Origin of the sequence: Streptomyces sp. RB17 (assembly GCF_009604455.1) — a bacterium.
Lineage (GTDB): Bacteria > Actinomycetota > Actinomycetes > Streptomycetales > Streptomycetaceae > Streptomyces.
Window position 1 is genome coordinate 186,353 of sequence record NZ_WEGL01000004.1, and the last position, 18,664, is coordinate 205,016.

The following is an 18,664-nucleotide window of genomic DNA, read 5'->3' on the forward strand; positions in this document are numbered from 1 at the left end:
GTGACGCTGAAGGGTGCGCGGGAGCGCCGGGTGGCGACCGGCGGGGTCGAGCTGTGCGTGGCCGAGCTGGGCGATCCGGAGCAGCCCACGGTGGTGCTGGTGCACGGCTACCCGGACAGCAAGGAGGTCTGGTCCGAGGTCGCCGCCCGCCTCGCCGACCACTTCCACGTGGTCCTGTACGACGTCCGGGGCCACGGCCGCTCGACGGCACCCAAGCCGCTGCGCGGCGGCTTCACGCTGCCCAAGCTCACCGACGACTTCCTGGCCGTCGTGGACGCCGTGAGCCCGGACCGTCCGGTGCACCTGGTCGGCCACGACTGGGGCTCGGTACAGTCCTGGGAGTTCGTCACGGTCGGCCGCACGGAGGGCCGTATCGCCTCCTTCACCTCGATCTCCGGCCCGTCCCTTGACCACTTCGGACACTGGATCAACGCGCGCGTGAAGCGTCCGACGCCCCGCCGGGTGGGCCAACTCCTCGGCCAGGGAGCCAAGTCCTGGTACGTGTACCTGCTGCACACCCCGGCCCTGCCGGAACTGGCCTGGCGCGGCCCGCTCGGCAGGCGCTGGCCGAAGATCCTCCAGCGCGTGGAAAAGGTCCCCGGCGGCGACTACCCGACCTCCTCCCTCCCCTCCGACGCGGCGCACGGCGCCTGGCTGTACCGGGACAACGTCCGCGCCCGGCTGCTCCACCCGCGCCCCGACGCGTACGCGCACGCGCCCGTGCAGCTCATCACGCCCCAGGGGGACGCGTTTCTCTCGGAGCGTCTGTACGACGACCTGGAGCGGTGGGTGCCCCAGCTGACCCGGCGCACGCTCCCGGCCAAGCACTGGGTGCCACGCACCCGTCCTGACCAACTTGCTTCCTGGATCGAGGAATTCATCATGTCCGTGGACGGCGGCCACCCCGAGCCCACGGCCTCCGGTCGGCACGCCGACCGTTTCGGCGGCCAGTTGGTCCTGATCACCGGCGCCGGCAGCGGCATCGGCCGAGCCACGGCGTTCGCGTTCGCGGAGGCCGGCGCGCGCGTGGTGGCCGTCGACCGCGACGCCGAGGCCGCCGCCCGCACCGCCGAACTGTCCCGGCTGATCGGCGCGCCCGAGGCCTGGGCCGAGACGGCCGACGTCTCCGACGAGCAGGCGATGGAGAAGCTCGCGGAGAAGGTGCACCGCGCCTACGGCGTGCTGGACGTGCTGGTCAACAACGCGGGCATCGGACTGTCGGGCTCCTTCTTCGCCACCACCTCCGAGGACTGGCGCAAGGTGCTGGACGTCAATCTCTGGGGCGTCATCCATGGTTGCCGGCTCTTCGGCGCGCGGATGGCCGAGCGCGGCCAGGGCGGTCACATCGTCAACATCGCCTCCGCGGCGGCGTTCCAGCCTTCCCGGGCCCTGCCCGCCTACAGCACCTCCAAGGCCGCGGTGCTGATGCTCTCCGAGTGCCTGCGCGCCGAACTCGCGGGCCGGGGCATCGGGGTGAGCGCGATCTGCCCCGGCATCGTCAACACCAACATCACCTCCACGGCCCGCTTCGCCGGTGCGGACGAGGCGGAGGAGCGCCGCCGCCAGAAGAAATCGGCTCGTCTGTACGGCCTGCGCAACTACCCACCGGAGAAGGTCGCCGAGGCCATCCTGGACGCCGTGGCCCGCAACAGAGCAGTGGTACCGGTGACACCGGAAGCGCGGGGCGCGCACCTGCTGTCGCGTGTGCTGCCCGGGGCGCTGCGCCGACTGGCCCGAGTGGAGCCGAAGTTGTGACATTCCTGGCGAACTGGCGGTTTTACATACGAACGTTGGCGACCCGGCTTGCACGGAGAGCTAGTTGCCCGGGACCGCGCTCACAAGTCCATCGTGTCGACAACTGAACGCGAGCTGGAGACACATGCCTTGGACCTTCTGGCCTCATGTACTGGTCAATCTAAGGAACTTCGCGAATCACCCTAATCTGCCCGCCATTTGTCCACAGATTCGTCAATTGGCCTGTGGATAACACCAGTTGGTTGTGGATCAAACCTGCGAACAAAAAAACCTGCGTGATCCACGCCTCTCCCTCATCCTGGGCCCATGGACGAAAGACGCACCGTGAAGGTGTCGAAGTACCTCTCGAAACATCTGCGCCACCAGCCGGAGCGCATCGGGCTCACACTGGAACCGGGCGGCTGGGTGGAGATCGACACGCTGATCGCCGCGGCCGCCGCCCACGGCTTCCGGCTCACGCGCGAGGAACTGGACCACGTGGTGGCCGCCAACGACAAACAGCGCTTCGCGATCGATGGAAGCCGGATCCGCGCCAGCCAGGGCCACAGCGTCGAGATCGACCTCGGCCTGCCCCCGGCCACCCCGCCGCCGTACCTCTACCACGGGACCGTCGCCCGCCACCTGGACGCGATCCGGGCAGAGGGCCTCAGACCCATGGACCGGCACGACGTCCACCTCTCCGCCGACCGCGAGACCGCCACCCGGGTCGGCGCCCGGCGCGGCCGCCCCGTGGTGCTCACCGTCGACGCCGGAGCCATGCACCGCGACGGCCACGTCTTCCACGTCAGCGCGAACGGGGTCTGGCTGACGAAGGCCGTACCCCCGCGCTACCTGCGACTCCCGGGGCCGCACTGAAGACGCCGGCCCACGCTCGCCCGACCCCGGCTGACACGGGCACCGGCCCGCCGTCATGATCACCGGTATGGACCACTCGCCCCACCGTCCCGAACACCTGCCGACCACCGAGGCCGCCGTCACCGCGCTGCGCGCCCTCGCCGCCCGCTTCGCGCGCGATATCGAGGTGACCCACGACATCGGCGCCGACCAGACCTCCCGCCGCAGCACCGCGGGCATCGGCGTGACCACCGATCCCGACGGCTCCCTGCCGCACGAGGCGTACGTCGAGTTCGGCGGCGCACCCCGGGTGAGCGTCCGTCTCTACCCGGAGGACGACGCGCTGATCACCGTCGAGGGCATCGAGTGCCCCGACATCCCGCGCGACGACGTGCCCGCCTTCCTCCGCTCCGTCTTCGAGGGCCTCGCCCACGTCAAGGCGCGCCGCTTCCCGCCCGGCTACCGCCTGGTCGTCCCGCTGCCCGGCGACCGCACGTACAAGGAGTACGTACCCATGGCCCTGCTCACTCCGTGGCTGAGCAGCCGCGTACGGTGACCGTTTTGGCCGGTTGTCGATGGGGCCGCTCACTCTCGGACGCATGAGTCTGCGACTGAGCACGGTGATCCTGCCGTACCGCCGCTGGAGCGAGGGCGGCCGTTCGGCCTGGGTGCGGGCCGAGCAGCTGGGCTTCCACACCGCGTACACCTACGACCACCTGTCCTGGCGCAGCTTCCGTGACGGCCCGTGGTTCGGCGCGGTTGCGACGCTGACCGCCGTCGCTGCCGCCACCGAGCGGCTGCGCCTCGGCACGCTGGTGACCTCAGTCAAGCCTTATTCGCCCATCGCATCCTGACCAGGGAAAACAGACCGGCCCACTTGTCGGCGGGAACAGCCCGAACGATGCCTGCGGCTCAGACGCAATCGCGCGAAGGGGCCCTGCCGTCCAGCGGGGCGGTTCGCCGGCGACCTGCCGACGTCGCCTCCGTCGATGAGTAGTGCTCAGGAGGTGCCGACTCAGCACAGCTGGGCCGAGGCTTCCATGGCGATCTGCTCGAAGACCTTCTCGTCGGCGGCGAAGTACGTGTCGGGGATGGGCCAGTGGATCACGATCTCGGTGAAGCCCAGTTCCCGGTGCCGGCCCGCGAAGTCCACGAACGCGTCGAGCGACTCCAGTGGCCGGCCGCGGTCCGGGGTGAAACCGGTGAGCAGGATCTTGTCCATGGCGGCCACGTCGCGCCCGATCTCGGCGCAGGCGTCGGCCAGCTTCTCGGCCTGTCCGCGAATGGCTTGAATTGACTGTTCGGAGGTGCCGTTCTCGTACAGCTTGGGGTCGCCGGTGGTCACCCACGCCTGTCCGTGCCGGGCGGCGAGCCGTAGCCCGCGTGGACCGGTGGCCGCCACCGCGAAGGGCAGCCGGGGGCGCTGCACGCAGCCGGGGATATTTCGCGCCTCGTGCGCCGAGTAGAAGTCGCCCTCGAACGACACCGATTCCTCGGTCAGTAGCCGGTCGAGCAGCGGCACGAACTCGGCGAGCCGGCTGGCCCGCTCCCGTGGGGTCCACGGCGCCTGGCCGAGCGCGGTGGCGTCGAAGCCCGTACCGCCAGCGCCGATGCCGAGGGTGATCCGGCCCCCGGAGATGTCGTCCAGGGAGATCAGCTCCTTGGCGAGCGTCACCGGGTGTCGGAAATTGGGCGACGTGACGAGTGTGCCCAATCGCATACGGTCAGTGACACTGGCAGCGGCAGTCAGCGTTGGCACGGCACCGAACCACGGCCCGTCACGGAACGGAACGCGCCAGGACAGATGGTCGTAGGTGTACGCGGTGTGAAACCCGAGTTGTTCAGCGCGCTGCCATGCCTCGCGGCTCCCCTCATGCCAGCGGCGGTAGGGGAGGATCACGGTGCTCAGACGCAGACTCATGACTCAGAAGCCTACGTGGCTGCGCGATGAGTCCGGGAGGGCCGCAGATCGTGTGCTCCATCCCGCTGTGGATCGGATCTCGCTTCCCCTGTCTTGCGAGACTGCTCCAGCAACGCTCGATGGAACCGACACACGCCCTCCCGCGCCGGGCTGATCACCAACGGAGCCGCAGTGGCGGCAGGCTCCGGGGGCGTTCAGGGAGGAGACCGCCTCGGATTGGAGCGCGTCGGCAAGACGGTTGTCAGCCCGACCGGTGACGCAGCTCCGGCGCGAGGCATTGACCCGCGCTGCTGCCGAGCTGCTGTGGGAGCGGGGGTACACGGGCACCAGCCCAGCCATGATCTTGGAGCGCGCGCACGCGGGCCAGGGGAGCATGTATCACCACTTCTCCGGCAAGGCGGAGCTGGCAGCCGCGGCCATGGCACACATGAGCGATCAACTTCGCTCCCGTACGGAGGATGCACTGGCCGCGGCGGAGTCGGCCGTCGCTCGCATCAATGCCTTTCTTGATCTGGAACGCGACCCGCTCGCCGGCTGTCGCATGGGGCGATTGGCCCAGGACCACGAGATCGTCGCCGACGATGGCCTTCGTGTGACTACGGCGGACTTCTTCACTTGGCTCGGTGACCGCCTGTCCGCGGTCCTTGCCGAGGGGGTGCGCGCAGGCGAGTTTCGGCCCGAAACCGACCCGGACGTGATGGCATCACTGATCATGGCGACGGTCCAGGGCGGCTATGTCCTGGCACGCGCCCATCAAGACCCTGCGGGGTTCCGCCGGGCGGTCGCCGGTGCGAAGCAGGTTGTGGCGAGTCTCGTGGTCGGCTCCGGTCAGCGCTGACCGACCATCTTGACCGTGTCCCTCGGCGCCACCGACAAGTGGGCAGCTGCGCCGTGCTGGTGTGGCGGGATGACCTTCCGAGCGAAGAGTACGCAGGCAGCAGCGGCTGTTCCGGCAGCTGTCAGAACCCACCAAGAGGCGATGGGGCTCACGGCGGTGAACAGCAGGCCACATGCCAGTGGCCCGGACGCGGCTCCCAAAGAGACCCCCATCTCGCTGTATGCCGTGGCCCGTTGCTCCCAGCCGGTGTAGGGCAGTCCGATGACGTAGTGCAGTAGGCCCGCCCAGCCCCAGCCGCCGCCATAGGCGAGCAGAGCACCCACCGTGATCACCGTGAGGTCCGGTTGGGTCAGAAGCGCAGTACCCGCCGCACCGGCGATGAACAAACCCGTCAGCGCCCTCCATGCCGCACAGGGCATCCGGCCGACAAGCCAGCCCGCGGCGAGACGGATCATGATGTTGAGCGCGGCCCCCGCGGTCGCCACGGCGCTGGCGACCGACAGCGACGCTCCCCCTGTTGTCAGCGCAAGCACCAGGAAGCCGCCCAGCCCGTTGCCCCACCATCGCACCGAAGAATCCGGCGGAGCTCAGAGCTACCAGACAGGCGTCCGCACGCAGGGGCACGTCGCGGCTCTGGTCGGTGACCACAGAGGGTCCGTCTGTGAGCCCTTTCCGCGCGAGCAGAACGCCGCCCATGCTGCACGGCACTGCGGCAGCGATGAACACCATTCGCCAGCCGACCGGTCCGGCCAGCAGCGGCATCGCTCCACTTGCCAGCAGGGTGGCGGCTGGCACCGCGGCTTGCTTCAGGCCGAAGGCGAACGCGCGCAGCCTGGGCGGGCACCGCCGCATGAGCAGGGCGTTGGTGTGTGGCTGGGTATAGCCGTAGGCCGCGCCCCCGACCACTGAGCTGACCCACAGGCCCACAACGGGCGTCGCCGCGGCTGCGAGCACCCCCAGGCAGGTGCCGAAGAGCGCGACGGCCAGCGTGCGTTCCAACACTCGGGGCAGCGCGGCCCGCTTGCTCAAGAAGGCACCGGACAGGGACGCCAACCAGTACACGGCCAGGATGGACCCCATCCGCACCGGACTCCACCCGAGCTGGTCGAGGCCCTGCGCGGCCAGGTCGCCAAGCTGTCCGAGGCCTGCGCGGACGCCGGGCGCGACGTGACCGGCCTGGACAAGGTCCTGCTCACGGGCTTCACTCCGGACCGTCCCCGGCCGCTTCAGCCCCTGGACGCGTTCGTGGACTTCGCCGGCCGGCACCGGCAACGGGGCTTCACCGAGATCGTGATCCACTGGCCCATCCCGGACTCCGACTTCGCCGCCGACGAGAAGGTCTTCGAGCAGATCGCCATGGAGGCCGCCGCCCAGCTGGACTGACCGGTGCGGCGGCCGGGGCCGGGCGTCATCTGTGTCTCATCTGTGCGGAGTTCCGCACGACCGTGCGGGCATATGCGCGAGAATGACCCGGTGACCTCAGCGACCAGACAACCCGGGACTCCGTCCGCCGCCGCCCTACGGCCGCGGCTGATCGCCACCGACCTCGACGGCACTCTGCTGCGCGACGACAAGTCGGTCTCCCCGCGGACCGTGGCCGCGCTGACCGCCGCCGAGGAGGCGGGCATCGAGGTCTTCTTCGTCACCGGCCGCCCGGCCCGCTGGATGGACGTCGTCAGCGAGCACGTCCACGGCCACGGCCTGGCGATCTGCGGCAACGGCGCTGCCGTGGTCGACCTGCACGGCGGCCCCGGCGCCCACCGCTTCGTGAAGGTGCGCGACCTGGCGCGCGAGAATGCCCTGGACGCGGTACGGCTGCTGCGCGCGGCGGCGCCCGGCACGGTGTTCGCGGTGGAGCAAACGTACGGCTTCCACCAGGAGCCGGACTATCCCAAGCTGCACATGGAGATACCGGACAACCTGCTGCCCGCCGAGCGCCTTCTCGCCCCCGACGGCCCGGACGCCGACCAGCCCGTGCTCAAGATCCTGGCCTACCACCCCGATCTCGACCCGGACGCCTTCCTCACCCTCGCCCGCCTCGCGATCGGCGACCGCGCCAACGTCACCCGCTCCAGCCCCAGCGCCCTGCTGGAACTGAGCGGCCCCGACGTCTCCAAGGCCAGCACGCTCGCCCTGTGCTGCGCCGAGCGCGGCATCTCGCACGAGGAGGTAGTCGCGTTCGGCGACATGCCCAACGACGTCGAGATGCTGACCTGGGCCGGCCAGTCGTACGCGATGGGCAACGCCCACCCGGACGTCATCGCCGCCGCGTCGGGCCGTACGGTCGCCAACAACGAGGACGGCGTCGCGGTCGTGATCGAACAACTGCTCGCCGGCCGCTACTGAAACACCCGGGGACTGGACCGCTACCGAAACACCCCGGGGACTGGCAGGAGCCGTAGAGCGAAGTGCCGGTCACCGCGCTCCGACCAGCGACTCCGCCTCCGCCTCCCGTCGCGCGAGCGCCCGCAGCGGCCCGTCCACCGCGAGAAGGTCCGCATAGGTTCCCCGCTGCACCACCCGGCCCGCGTCGAGCACGATCACCTCGTCCACGGCCTCCAGCCCGGCCAGCCGGTGCGTGATCATCAGTGTCGTACGGCCCTGGGTGGCCGCCAGCAGATCGTCGGTCAGCGCGTCGGCGGTCGGCAGGTCCAGATGCTCGGCGGGCTCGTCGAGGACCAGGACGGGGAAGTCGGCCAGCAGGGCGCGAGCCAGCGCCAGCCGCTGTCGCTGACCGCCGGACAGCCGGGTCCCGTGCTCGCCGACCAGCGTGTCCAGGCCGTCGGGCAGCCCGTCCACCCAGTCCAGCAGCCGGGCCCGGTCCAGCGCCCGGCGCAACTCGGCCTCGGTGGCGCCCTTCCTGGCCAGCAGCAGGTTCTCGCGCACCGAGCTGTCGAAGAGATGCGCGTCCTGCGCACACAGCCCGACGAGCCGCCGTACGCCGTCACCGGCCAGCGCGTACGCGTCCACACCGGCGAGCGTGTACGAGCCCTCCCGCGGGTCGAGGAAGCGCAGCAGCACCTGGGCGAGGGTCGTCTTGCCGGCACCGGACGCGCCGATCACCGCGACCCGCCGCCCCTCCTCCAGGGTGAGATCGAAGCCGGCCAGGGCGTCCCGCCGCTGCCCCTCGTACCGCGCGGCCAGCCCCTTGACCACCACCGGGAACGGCGAGGCGGGCGACTGCCGGGGCCGCTCGGGCTCGCGCACGGGCTCCGGAGCGTCCAGCACCTCATGCACGCGCTCTGCGCTGTGACGTACCCGCTGCCGGTGGCGCACGGCGAGCGGCAGCCCCAGCACGGCTTCGAAGGCGGCCAGGGGAGTGAGCACGACCACGGCCATCGCCACACCGCCGAGCCGGCCCGCGGCCACCGCCTGGGCGCCGAAGAGTGCGGCCGCGGTGACGGTCAGGCCGGAGATCAGCGCGGTCAGCCCGTCGCCGAGCGCGGTCACGGCGGCGGCGCGCGAGGCGATCCGGGTGAGGGTGCCGTCGGCTCGCCGGGCCGCGGCCGTACGGGCGGGCAGCGCGCCGGCGACGGTCAGCTCGGCAGTGCCGGTGAGCAGATCAGTCACGCGGGTGGCGAGGGCGCCCCGGGCCGGGGCCAGCCGTCGCTCGGTCCGCCGCGCCACCCTCGCCGTGACGAGCGGGACACCGATGCCGGCCGCCACGAGACCCGCCGCGAGGGCAGCTCCGGCCTCGGGGAGCAGCCAGGCCGTGAAGCCGACGGAGGCGGCGGAGACGGCGACGGCGACCGACGCGGGCAGCAGCCAGCGCAGCCAGTAGTCCTGGAGCTCATCCACGTCCGCGACCAGCCGGGTCAGTAGATCGCCGCGCCGGGCGGTCCGCAGCCCTGCGGGGGCAAGCCTCTCCAGCCGCCGGTACACGGCGACCCGCGTATCGGCGAGCATCCGCAGCACGGCGTCGTGCGACACCAGCCGCTCGGCGTACCGGAACACCGCCCGCCCGATCCCGAAGGCCCGCGTTGCCGTCACCGCCACCATCAGATACAGCACCGGAGGCTGCTGCGATGCCCGCGAGATGAGCCATCCCGAGGTCGCCATCAGCCCGACGGCACTACCGAGCGCCAGGCTGCCCAGCACCAACGCCAGCACCAACCGCCCCCGCCGCGGCCCGGCCAGCGCACGAACCCGCGCAAGCACCCGCCGCGACCGCACCGAAGCTCCCGCGACCGAGCCACTTTCCAACTGCCCGCGTAGAGGCCCCGCCGGACCGCTCTGCAGCGAAGGGTCACCATCCAGCCCACCGAGCCCGGACGCCGGGGGGCCGCCATCGAGCCCACCGAGTCGAGTGGCGGGTGGGCGAGGACGGGGGTCCAGGGGTCGGAGCCCCGTAGCAGGCCGGCCGCAGCTCCGGGCGCTCGACAACTCGGCGCTCGACGACACCGCGCTCGACAACGCCCCGTTCTCCAGCCGCACCACCCTGTCGGCAACCTCCAGCAACGCCGGCCGATGCACGACAAGCAACACCGTCCGCCCGGCAGCCAACCGCCGCACCGCCGCCACGACCTCCGCCTCCGTCCCCCCGTCCAGCGAGGCCGTCGGCTCGTCCAACAACAGCACGGGCCGGTCGGCGAGAAAGGCGCGGGCAAGAGCCAACCGCTGCCGCTGCCCCGCCGACAGCCCCGCCCCGTCCTCCCCGAGCACGGTCTCCGTCCCCTCGGGCAACGCGTCCACGAACTCCAGCGCACCCGCGTCCCGCAGCGCCCGCCGTACGGCACGTTCGTCCGCGTCGGGCCGCGCCAGCCGCACGTTCTCCGCGATGGTGTCGGCATACAGATGCGGCCGCTGCGGCACCCATGCGATCCGCGACCGCCACTCCTCCAGATCGAGTTCCACAAGATCCGCTCCCCCGATCCGCACCCGCCCCTCGCTGGGCAGGACGAACCCGAGCAACACGTTGAGCAGCGTCGACTTGCCCACCCCGCTGGGCCCCACCAGCGCGACCGTCTCTCCGGGCTCGACGCTGAACGACACATCCGTCACGGCGTCCACCGAGCGACCGGGGTAGCGAACAGTGACCCCCTCGAAGGCCACGGCGCCCGACGGCACCGCACCCGTACCCGACGCCGGAACCGGCGTCTGCAGCACGCTGAAGATCTCCTCCGCGGCAGCCAGCCCCTCCGCCGCCGCGTGGTACTGCGCACCGACCTGCCGCAACGGGAGGTACGCCTCGGGCGCCAGCACGAGGATCACCAGGCCGATGTACAGATCCATGTCACCGTGCACGAGTCGCATGCCGATCGTCACCGCGACCAGAGCGACCGACAGTGTGGCGAGCAACTCCAGCGCGAAGGAGGAGACGAAGGCGATCCGCAGGGTCCGCAGGGTGGCCTGCCGGTACTCTCCGGTGATCCGGCGGATGGACTCGGCCTGCGCCTTGGCCCGGCCGAACACCTTCAGCGTGGGCAGTCCGGCGACCACGTCCAGGAAGTGCCCCGACAACTGGGACAGCAACCGCCACTGACGATCCATCCGGGACTGGGTGGCCCAGCCGATCAGCATCATGAAGAGCGGGATGAGAGGCAGGGTGCCGACGATGATCGCAGCCGACACCCAGTCCTCGGTGACGATCCGCGCCAGCACCGCCACCGGAACGACCACCGCGAGCCCCAGTTGCGGCAGATACCGCGAGAAATAGTCATCCAGGGCGTCGACCCCGCGCGTGGCCAGCGTCACCAGCGAACCGGTGCGCTGCCCGGCCAGCCACCCGGGACCGAGCGCCGCCGCCCGGTCGAGGAGCCGCCCTCGCAGTTCCGACTTCACCGCCGCGCTCGCTCGATGGGCGGCGAGTTCGGTGAGCCACGCGACAACCGATCGGCCAACGGCCACGGCGGCCAACAGCAGCAGGGGAGTGCGCAGTTCAGTGACGGACTGCCCGTGCTGGAACGCACCGACGACGACCTCGGCGATGAGCATCGCCTGGGCGATGACCAGCCCCGCACCGACGGCCCCCAGGCCGACGACCGCCGCGAGGAACAGACGCGTGGCGCGGGCGTAGCGCAGCAGACGCGGATCGATTGGTTTCACGTGAAACGTGCCCTTCGGCCCAGGGGGTGTGTTTCACGTGCAACACACCCCGACGGACTCAGTGCGCGGCGCCGGCCGCAGCATCCGGAGCGATGTGCTGCGTGCCGATCCGCTTGCGGAAGACCCAGTAGGTCCAGCCCTGGTAGAGCAGGACGAGCGGCGTGGCGATGGCCGCCAGCCAGGTCATGATCTTCAGGGTGTAGGGGCTCGACGAGGCGTTGGTGACTGTCAGGCTCCAGTCCCCGTTGAGCGTGGACGGCATGACGTTCGGGAAGAGCGAGAGGAAGAGCATCGCCACGGCGGCCACGATGGTGACGCCGGACAGCGCGAACGCCCATCCCTCACGCCCGAACTGGTTGGCCACCAGCGCGGTGGCCAGCGCGGCGACCGCCACGACGAGTGCCACCAGGCTCTTGTCGTCACCGCTGTCGGCCTGCGTCCACAGCAGGAAGCCGAGCGCCACGACGGCCGTGGCGAGACCGACCCACAGAGCCAGTTTCCGTGCCCGTACCCGGATGTCCCCCATGGTCTTGAGCGCGGTGAACACGGCTCCGTGGAAGGTGAACAGCGTGAGCGTCACCACACCGCCGAGGAGGGCATAGGGGTTGAGCAGGTCCCAGACGGTGCCGACGTACTCGAAGTGCTGGTCGATCTTCACGCCCCGCACGATGTTCCCGAAGGCCACGCCCCACAGGAACGCCGGGATCAGCGAGGTCCAGAAGATCGCCGTCTCCCAGTTGCGCTGCCAGTTCTCCTCGGGCCGCTTGGCCCGGTACTCGAAGGCGACTCCCCGGACGATCAGGCAGACCAGGATGACCAGCAGCGGCAGGTAGAAGCCGGAGAAGAGGGTGGCGTACCACTCCGGGAACGCGGCGAAGGTCGCGCCACCGGCCGTGAGCAGCCACACCTCGTTGCCGTCCCAGACGGGTCCGATGGTGTTGATCAGCACCCGTCGCTCCGGCCGGTTGCGGGCCAGCAGCTTGGTGAGGATGCCGACCCCGAAGTCGAACCCCTCCAGGAAGAAGTAGCCGGTCCACAGGACCGCGATCAGGACGAACCAGACGTCGTGAAGTTCCATGACTGTTCCCCCCGGCCTAGTACGAGAAGGCCATCGGCTTGTCGGCGTCACGCGTGTCGCCGCCGATCTTCGTGGGCGGGTTGAGGTCGGCCTCGGTCAGCTCGGGCGGGCCGGCCTTGACGTACTTCGCGAGCAGCTTGACCTCGACCACGGCGAGGATCGCGTACAGCGAGGCGAAGACGATCATCGAGGTGAGGACCTCTCCCTGGGAGACACCGGGGGAGACCGCGTGCCGGGTCTGCAGGACGCCGTAGACGGCCCACGGCTGGCGGCCCATCTCGGTGAAGATCCAGCCCCAGGAGTTGGCGATCAGCGGGAAAGCCAGGGTCCAGATGGCGACGCGCCAGAACCAGGGCGTGAGCTTGGGGCTGAGTGCCTTGTTCTTGAAGAGCACCAGGTGCGGCACCTCGTCCTCGCCGACGCGCAGATGCTGCGGAAGCATGAACTTCTTGCGGGTCAGCCACAGTCCGGCCAGGCCGATGGCGAACGAGGCCATGCCGAACCCGATCATCCAGCGGAAGCCCCAGAAGGCGACGGGGATGTTGGGCCGGTAGTCGCCCGGACCGAACTTCTGCTGCTCGGCCTTGTTGACGTCGTTGATACCAGGGACGTACGAGGTGAAGTCGTCGTCGGCGAGGAAGGACAGCAGGCCGGGGATCTCTATGGCCACGGTGTTGTGGCCCTTCTCGACATCGCCGTAGGCGAAGATCGAGAAGGGCGCCGGCTTCTGGCCGTCCCACAGCGCCTCGGCCGCCGCCATCTTCATCGGCTGCTGCTTGAACATGACCTTGCCGAGGGTGTCCCCGCTGACCGCGGTGAGCAGACCGGCGATGACCACGGTGACCAGGCCGAGCCGCAGCGAGGTCTTCATCTCGCGGATGTGCTTCTTGCGGGCCAGGTGATAGGCGGCGATGCCCACCATGAAGGCGCCGCCGGTCAGGAAGGCCGCGGACAGGGTGTGGAAGGCCTGGCTCAGGGCGGTGTTCTGGGTGAGCACGGCCCAGAAGTCGGTCAGTTCGGCCCGGCCCTTCGCCTTGTCGATCTTGTAGCCGACCGGGTGCTGCATCCAGGAGTTGGCCGCGAGGATGAAGTACGCCGACAGGATCGTGCCGATCGAGACCATCCAGATGCAGGCCAGGTGGATCTTCTTGGGCAGCTTGTCCCAGCCGAAGATCCACAGGCCGATGAAGGTGGACTCGAAGAAGAACGCGATCAGCGCCTCGAAGGCGAGCGGCGCACCGAAGATGTCACCGACGAAGCGCGAGTAGTCGGACCAGTTCATGCCGAACTGGAACTCCTGCACGATGCCCGTGACCACGCCCATGGCGATGTTGATCAGGAAGAGCTTGCCCCAGAACTTCGTCGCTCTGAGGTACTTCTCCTTCTCCGTGCGCACCCAGGCCGTCTGCAGCCCGGCCGTGAGGGCGGCCAGGGAGATGGTCAGCGGGACGAACAGGAAGTGGTAGACGGTGGTGATGCCGAACTGCCAGCGCGCCAGTGTCTCCGGCGCCAGAGCCAGGTCCACGTCGTCACTCTCCTTACTACGGCGTGGTACAGCGGCGGTTTGCCCTGTTTATCGCGCACATACAGGGCGAACGGGGACGCGCTTGTGAACGCGTTCACATTCACAAGCCATTATGACGCACTGATTTTCGGCCTAGTAGGGCGGGGTGGCCCTATCGCCACCGCGTCAAGACCTTGGCAGCGACTTCAACATCTTGTTGAATTGCGCGCCATGCAGATACGTATCTCCTGGCCCACGGGCAACATCACCGCGACCCTCGACGCCGACACACCGACGGCACAGGCCCTCGCCAAGGCGCTGCCATTCACCTCCAGCGCCCACACATGGGGCGAGGAGGTGTATTTCGACACAGGTGTCGCTGTTTCACGTGAAACGGACGCCCGGCAGGTCGTGGAGCCGGGCACGGTGGCCTTCTGGACGGACGGCGACGCGCTCGCCCTCCCCTACGGCCCGACCCCGATCTCGCGAGGCGACGAGTGCCGCCTCGCGAGCCCCTGCAACATCCTCGGAAGCCTGGACGGGGACGCCCGAGCGCTGGCGACCGTACGAGACGGCGACCCCATCCGTGTGGAACTGATCGACGAGTAGAGCCTGCGCCGGGCTACAGCTCCTTGCGGAACGCCTCCGTCACCTTCAGGAAGATGTCGTTCGCCTCGGTCTCTCCGACCGTAACCCGCACACCCTCGCCCGGGAACGGCCGGACCACCACACCGTGCTGTTCACAGGCCTGAGCGAATGCGACCGTACGCTCCCCCAGCCGCAGCCACACGAAATTCGCCTGCGTCTCCGGCACGGTCCAGCCCTGGCCGCGCAGTGCGTCGACCACGCGCGTGCGCTCGCACACCAGCGAGCCGACCCGGCCGAGCAGCTCGTCCTCGGCCCGCAGCGAGGCGATCGCCGCCTCCTGCGCGAGCTGGCTGACACCGAAGGGCACCGCCGTCTTGCGCAGTGCCGCCGCGACCGGCTCATGGGCGATCGCGAAACCGACACGCAGCCCGGCGAGCCCGTAGGCCTTGGAGAAGGTGCGCAGAACGCAGACGTTGGGCCGGTTCCGGTACAACTCGACGCCGTCGGGCACCTCGGGGTCGCGGATGAACTCGCGATAGGCCTCGTCCAGCACCACCAGGACATCGCCGGGCACCCGGTCGAGGAACCGCTCCAGCTCGGCCCGCCGCACCACCGTGCCGGTCGGGTTGTTGGGGTTGCAGACGAAGATCAGACGCGTCCGGTCGGTGATCGCCTCCGCCATCGCGTCCAGGTCGTGCACATCGCCGGACGTGAGCGGCACCTGCACCGACCGGGCGCCGCTGATCTGCGTGATGATCGGGTACGCCTCGAAGGAACGCCAGGCGTAGATCACCTCGTCGCCGGGACCGCTGGTGGCCTGGATGAGCTGCTGGGCGACACCGACCGAGCCGGTGCCGGTGGCCAGGTGGGAGACCGGGACGCCGAAGCGTTCCGACAGCTCGGTCATCAGCCCGGTGCACGCCATGTCCGGGTAGCGGTTGAAGTCGCGGGCGGCCGCCGTCACGCTCTCCATCACGCCGGGCAGCGGCGGGTACGGATTCTCGTTGGAGGACAGCTTGTAGGCGACCGGCCCGCCGGCCGCGGCGGGCTTGCCCGGCTTGTAGGTGGGGATACCCTCCAGCTCGGCGCGCAGCTTGGGGCTCGTCTCGCTCACCGCAGTCCTCCTCGCGACCACCGGCGGTCCGTCGACACCGCCGGCTTCCAATACTCCTCACCTTATGAGGATTCGGCCCGGGTGCGTACAGGTGGCGGCCCGGCAAAACGTGAACCGCATCCGGCCCGACGCCATCCCGGGGCATCACGTACGAAGGCGTGCGTTTCAGGGGGCGCGCCGTACATATATCTACGCGCCGGTAGCTCGCGCCGTGGCGCGCATCACCCGTGCAGGTGAGTTGAGACCTCTTCGAGACATCGAGCAGTTGGCAGGTTCATACGCGCCACCACGCCACGTCCTGCTGCAGGATCGTTCAACTGACTGTCTTTCTAAGGTAGTTGATCCCCAACGACCATGCAGAAACGTGCCTGTCAACGCGTGCATATGCGTCCGCACTACCCCACCGCATGAGCCCTACTATCGGCTCGCCATGACAGCAGCAGGGAAGCACCAGGTGAGCCGCGCGGAAACCTCACGTCGAGGCAGTCGGCCGGGCCGGGCGGGCATCAGAGACGTGGCCGCCGCCGCCGGAGTCTCCATCACGACCGTCTCCGACGCCCTCAACGGGAAGGGCCGGCTCCCGGACGCCACCCGGCGCCATGTCCGCGAGGTCGCCGACCGGCTGGGATACCGTCCCTCCGCCGCCGCCCGCACCCTCCGTACCGGCAAGTCGGGTCTGATCGGCCTGACCGTGACGACGTACGGGGATGAACCTTTCACCTTCACGGAGTTCGCGTACTTCGCCGAGATGGCACGGGCCGCCACCTCGGCAGCGCTCGCCCGCGGCTACGCCCTCGTGATCCTGCCCGCGACCTCCCGCCACGACGTGTGGTCCAACGTCGCGCTCGACGGCACCGTTGTCATCGACCCGTCCGACCAGGACCCGGTGGTGACGGAACTCGTCCGGCAGGGACTGCCGGTCGTGTCCGACGGCCGCCCGGCGGGCTCGCTGCCGGTCACCGCCTGGGTGGACAATGACCACGAGGCCGCGGTCCTCGGCATCCTCGACCACCTCGCCGCCGCCGGCGCCCGCCGCATCGGCCTGCTCACGGGCACGACGACGGACACGTACACCCATCTGTCCACCACCGCCTACCTGCGCTGGTGCGAGCGGGTCGGCCAGGACCCGGTCTACGAGGCCTACCCGGCGCACGACCCGTGCGCGGGCGCCGTCGCCGCCGACCGGCTGCTCGCCCGCCCCGACCGGCCCGACGCGGTCTACGGCCTGTTCGACCCCAACGGCACCGACCTGCTCGCCGCCGCCCGGCGCTACGGGCTCCGCGTCCCCGACGACCTGCTGCTCGTGTGCTGCAGCGAGTCCATGGTGTACGCCAGCACCGAGCCGCCCATCACCACACTCTCCCTCAAGCCCCGCCGCATCGGCACCGCGGTCGTCCAGCTCCTCATCGACGCCATCGAGGGCGTCGAGTCGGACCAGCCGGTCGAGCAGGTGATACCGACCGAGCTGATCGTGCGCACCTCGTCGCAGCGCCGCCCGCCGCGGACGACGGTCAGCCCGCCGCGGACGCCGGACGAGCGATAGGGCCGGAAAGCGGGGCGCTCACCCCGTGCGCGCTCCGGCCGAGGGAGGGGGCTCGGCGGGCCGACGACCGGCGGGCCGGGTGTTCGGTCGGGGCGGATCCGGCCGAACACCGGCCCAAACGGTGCGAAAGCCGCGGTGAACTGGAGTCCTGTTCCGATTCACCACCCCTGGGTCATCACACGGCGCGACGCGCATTCCTATGATGGGCCCACGACACCGCGGACCGCTGCGACCAGGCAGTCCGAAGCGGTGCAGATGCGGCGCGATGGTGGAGGGGTCTGATGACTCAGGGGGCCGGTCAGGGACCCGAAGTGGAGCGGACGGCGACGCTGCGCGACTTCCGGGTACCTGCGTACGTCCACGAGACCGGTCCGTACGGCCGCACCACCCACCCGGGCGACACCGCGCCGCCCGCCGACGAGTCGTACCCCGACGACTACACGCCCACCCAGCGCGACCTTCCCGTCGTCAACCCGACGAAGACGCTCCAGGTCCCCGTCGAGACGGCACCCGCGGCCCCGGGCGCACAGCCCGCGACCGGGCCCGGACCGCTGTTCGTCGTCGGAGACGTCCACGGGTACCTCGACGAACTGGTGGCCGCACTTCAGGAGCAGGGGCTGATCGACGCCTCCGGCCAGTGGTGCGCCGGCACCACCCGGCTGTGGTTCCTCGGCGACTTCACCGACCGCGGGCCCGACGGCATCGGCGTCATCGATCTCGTGATGCGGCTGTCCGCCGAGGCCGCGGCGGCCGGCGGCTACTGCAAGGCCCTCATGGGCAACCATGAGCTGCTGCTGCTCGGCGCCAAACGGTTCGGCGACACCCCCGTCAACTCCGGCGCGGGCACCGCCACCTTCCAGGCGGCCTGGCTGCTCAACGGCGGACAGAAGACCGACATGGACCGCCTCCAGGACCACCATCTGCAGTGGATGGCCCGCCTCGACGCCGTCGAGGAGGTCGACGGCTATCTGCTCGTGCACTCGGACACCACCGCCTACCTCGACTACGGCGATTCGATCGAGGCGGTCAACGACACCGTCCGCGAGACCCTGACCCGCAACGACGCGGACGAGTGCTGGGACCTGTTCCGCAAGTTCACCAAGCGCTTCTCCTTCCGCGACGAGGGCGGCGCCGACGCCGTACGCTCCCTCCTCGATACGTACGGCGGCACCCGCATCGTTCACGGGCACAGCCCGATTCCCTACCTCCTCGGCGAGGTCGGCTCCGAGGACGGCGAAGAGGGCACCGGCCCGGCCGTGGAGGGACCCCACGTCTACGCCGACGGGCTCGCCATCGCGATGGACGGCGGAGTGACCATGGCCGGAAAGCTGCTGGTCCGCCAACTCCCCCTGACTACCTGACGGTTCCGCGGGCAGGCGCCCCCTGACGCGTGCACGCAGGCCTGAGGGCAATTTCCGGCAACCCCCTGTCACCGTGTGCCGTC

Annotated in this window: 14 protein-coding genes and 3 pseudogenes; 10 read left to right on the forward strand and 7 right to left on the reverse strand. The window is 70.0% G+C overall.

The window, feature by feature from the left end; all coding sequences use genetic code 11:
- The 4 genes and pseudogenes from SRB17_RS18775 to SRB17_RS18790 all read left to right on the forward strand — a co-directional run.
- Window positions 1-1,755 (forward strand): SDR family oxidoreductase, encoded by a 1,755-nt coding sequence (locus SRB17_RS18775; protein ID WP_323375886.1) that lies wholly within the window; start codon window positions 1-3, stop codon window positions 1,753-1,755.
- Window positions 1,756-2,061: 306 nt separating this feature from the next.
- On the forward strand, window positions 2,062-2,610 hold the full coding sequence (locus SRB17_RS18780; RefSeq protein WP_153540199.1) for an RNA 2'-phosphotransferase: 549 nt from the start codon (window positions 2,062-2,064) through the stop codon (window positions 2,608-2,610).
- A gap of 55 nt (window positions 2,611-2,665) precedes the next feature.
- Complete coding sequence (locus SRB17_RS18785; protein ID WP_416237067.1) at window positions 2,666-3,145, forward strand: hypothetical protein; 480 nt, start codon at window positions 2,666-2,668, stop codon at window positions 3,143-3,145.
- 43 nt (window positions 3,146-3,188) lie between these two features.
- Window positions 3,189-3,434, forward strand: a pseudogene (locus SRB17_RS18790) (LLM class flavin-dependent oxidoreductase); the annotation flags it as partial.
- A gap of 170 nt (window positions 3,435-3,604) precedes the next feature.
- Here SRB17_RS18790 and SRB17_RS18795 read toward each other — a convergent pair.
- Entirely contained in the window at window positions 3,605-4,510 is a 906-nt protein-coding gene (locus SRB17_RS18795) for an LLM class flavin-dependent oxidoreductase (protein WP_153540204.1), read from the reverse strand.
- A gap of 253 nt (window positions 4,511-4,763) precedes the next feature.
- Here SRB17_RS18795 and SRB17_RS18800 point away from each other — a divergent pair, with 253 nt between their 5' ends.
- Complete coding sequence (locus tag SRB17_RS18800) at window positions 4,764-5,348, forward strand: TetR/AcrR family transcriptional regulator (protein ID WP_323375887.1); 585 nt, start codon at window positions 4,764-4,766, stop codon at window positions 5,346-5,348.
- Here SRB17_RS18800 and SRB17_RS45440 read toward each other — a convergent pair.
- On the reverse strand, window positions 5,339-5,917 hold the full coding sequence (locus SRB17_RS45440; protein WP_194294094.1) for a hypothetical protein: 579 nt from the start codon (window positions 5,915-5,917) through the stop codon (window positions 5,339-5,341). The two genes, SRB17_RS18800 and SRB17_RS45440, sit on opposite strands and share 10 nt — an antisense overlap.
- A gap of 139 nt (window positions 5,918-6,056) precedes the next feature.
- Window positions 6,057-6,428: pseudogene (locus tag SRB17_RS48500) on the reverse strand (MFS transporter); the annotation flags it as partial.
- Window positions 6,429-6,452: 24 nt separating this feature from the next.
- Here SRB17_RS48500 and SRB17_RS18810 point away from each other — a divergent pair.
- Window positions 6,453-6,731 (forward strand): annotated as a pseudogene (locus SRB17_RS18810) (LLM class flavin-dependent oxidoreductase); the annotation flags it as partial.
- Window positions 6,732-6,803: 72 nt separating this feature from the next.
- Window positions 6,804-7,694, forward strand: a complete 891-nt coding sequence (locus SRB17_RS18815) for a Cof-type HAD-IIB family hydrolase (protein WP_153540208.1) — start codon at window positions 6,804-6,806, stop codon at window positions 7,692-7,694.
- 69 nt (window positions 7,695-7,763) lie between these two features.
- Here the strand turns inward: SRB17_RS18815 and cydD are convergent, their stop codons facing one another.
- From cydD to SRB17_RS18830, 3 genes are read right to left on the reverse strand one after another with little or no spacing between them, the layout of a single operon-like run.
- Window positions 7,764-11,393, reverse strand: a complete 3,630-nt coding sequence (gene cydD / locus SRB17_RS18820) for a thiol reductant ABC exporter subunit CydD (RefSeq protein ID WP_323375888.1) — start codon at window positions 11,391-11,393, stop codon at window positions 7,764-7,766.
- 58 nt (window positions 11,394-11,451) lie between these two features.
- Complete coding sequence (cydB, locus tag SRB17_RS18825; protein ID WP_153540210.1) at window positions 11,452-12,471, reverse strand: cytochrome d ubiquinol oxidase subunit II; 1,020 nt, start codon at window positions 12,469-12,471, stop codon at window positions 11,452-11,454.
- Between the two features lie 16 nt (window positions 12,472-12,487).
- Window positions 12,488-13,996: a cytochrome ubiquinol oxidase subunit I gene (locus tag SRB17_RS18830; protein WP_323375889.1), complete on the reverse strand. Its 1,509-nt coding sequence runs from the start codon at window positions 13,994-13,996 to the stop codon at window positions 12,488-12,490.
- 210 nt (window positions 13,997-14,206) lie between these two features.
- On the opposite strand from SRB17_RS18830, the gene SRB17_RS18835 reads away from it, so the two are divergent.
- Window positions 14,207-14,584 carry a cyclophilin-like fold protein gene (locus SRB17_RS18835; protein ID WP_153540212.1) on the forward strand — a complete coding sequence of 126 codons (378 nt, stop codon included), beginning with the start codon at window positions 14,207-14,209 and terminating at the stop codon, window positions 14,582-14,584.
- 13 nt (window positions 14,585-14,597) lie between these two features.
- On the opposite strand, the gene hisC is transcribed toward SRB17_RS18835, so the two are convergent.
- Window positions 14,598-15,677: a histidinol-phosphate transaminase gene (hisC, locus tag SRB17_RS18840; protein ID WP_323375891.1), complete on the reverse strand. Its 1,080-nt coding sequence runs from the start codon at window positions 15,675-15,677 to the stop codon at window positions 14,598-14,600.
- 430 nt (window positions 15,678-16,107) lie between these two features.
- Here hisC and SRB17_RS18845 point away from each other — a divergent pair, with 430 nt between their 5' ends.
- Entirely contained in the window at window positions 16,108-17,220 is a 1,113-nt protein-coding gene (locus tag SRB17_RS18845) for a LacI family DNA-binding transcriptional regulator (protein ID WP_153540216.1), read from the forward strand.
- 281 nt (window positions 17,221-17,501) lie between these two features.
- Window positions 17,502-18,581, forward strand: coding sequence for a metallophosphoesterase (locus tag SRB17_RS18850; protein WP_153540218.1), 1,080 nt, complete (start codon window positions 17,502-17,504; stop codon window positions 18,579-18,581).
- Window positions 18,582-18,664: the final 83 nt, after the last annotated feature.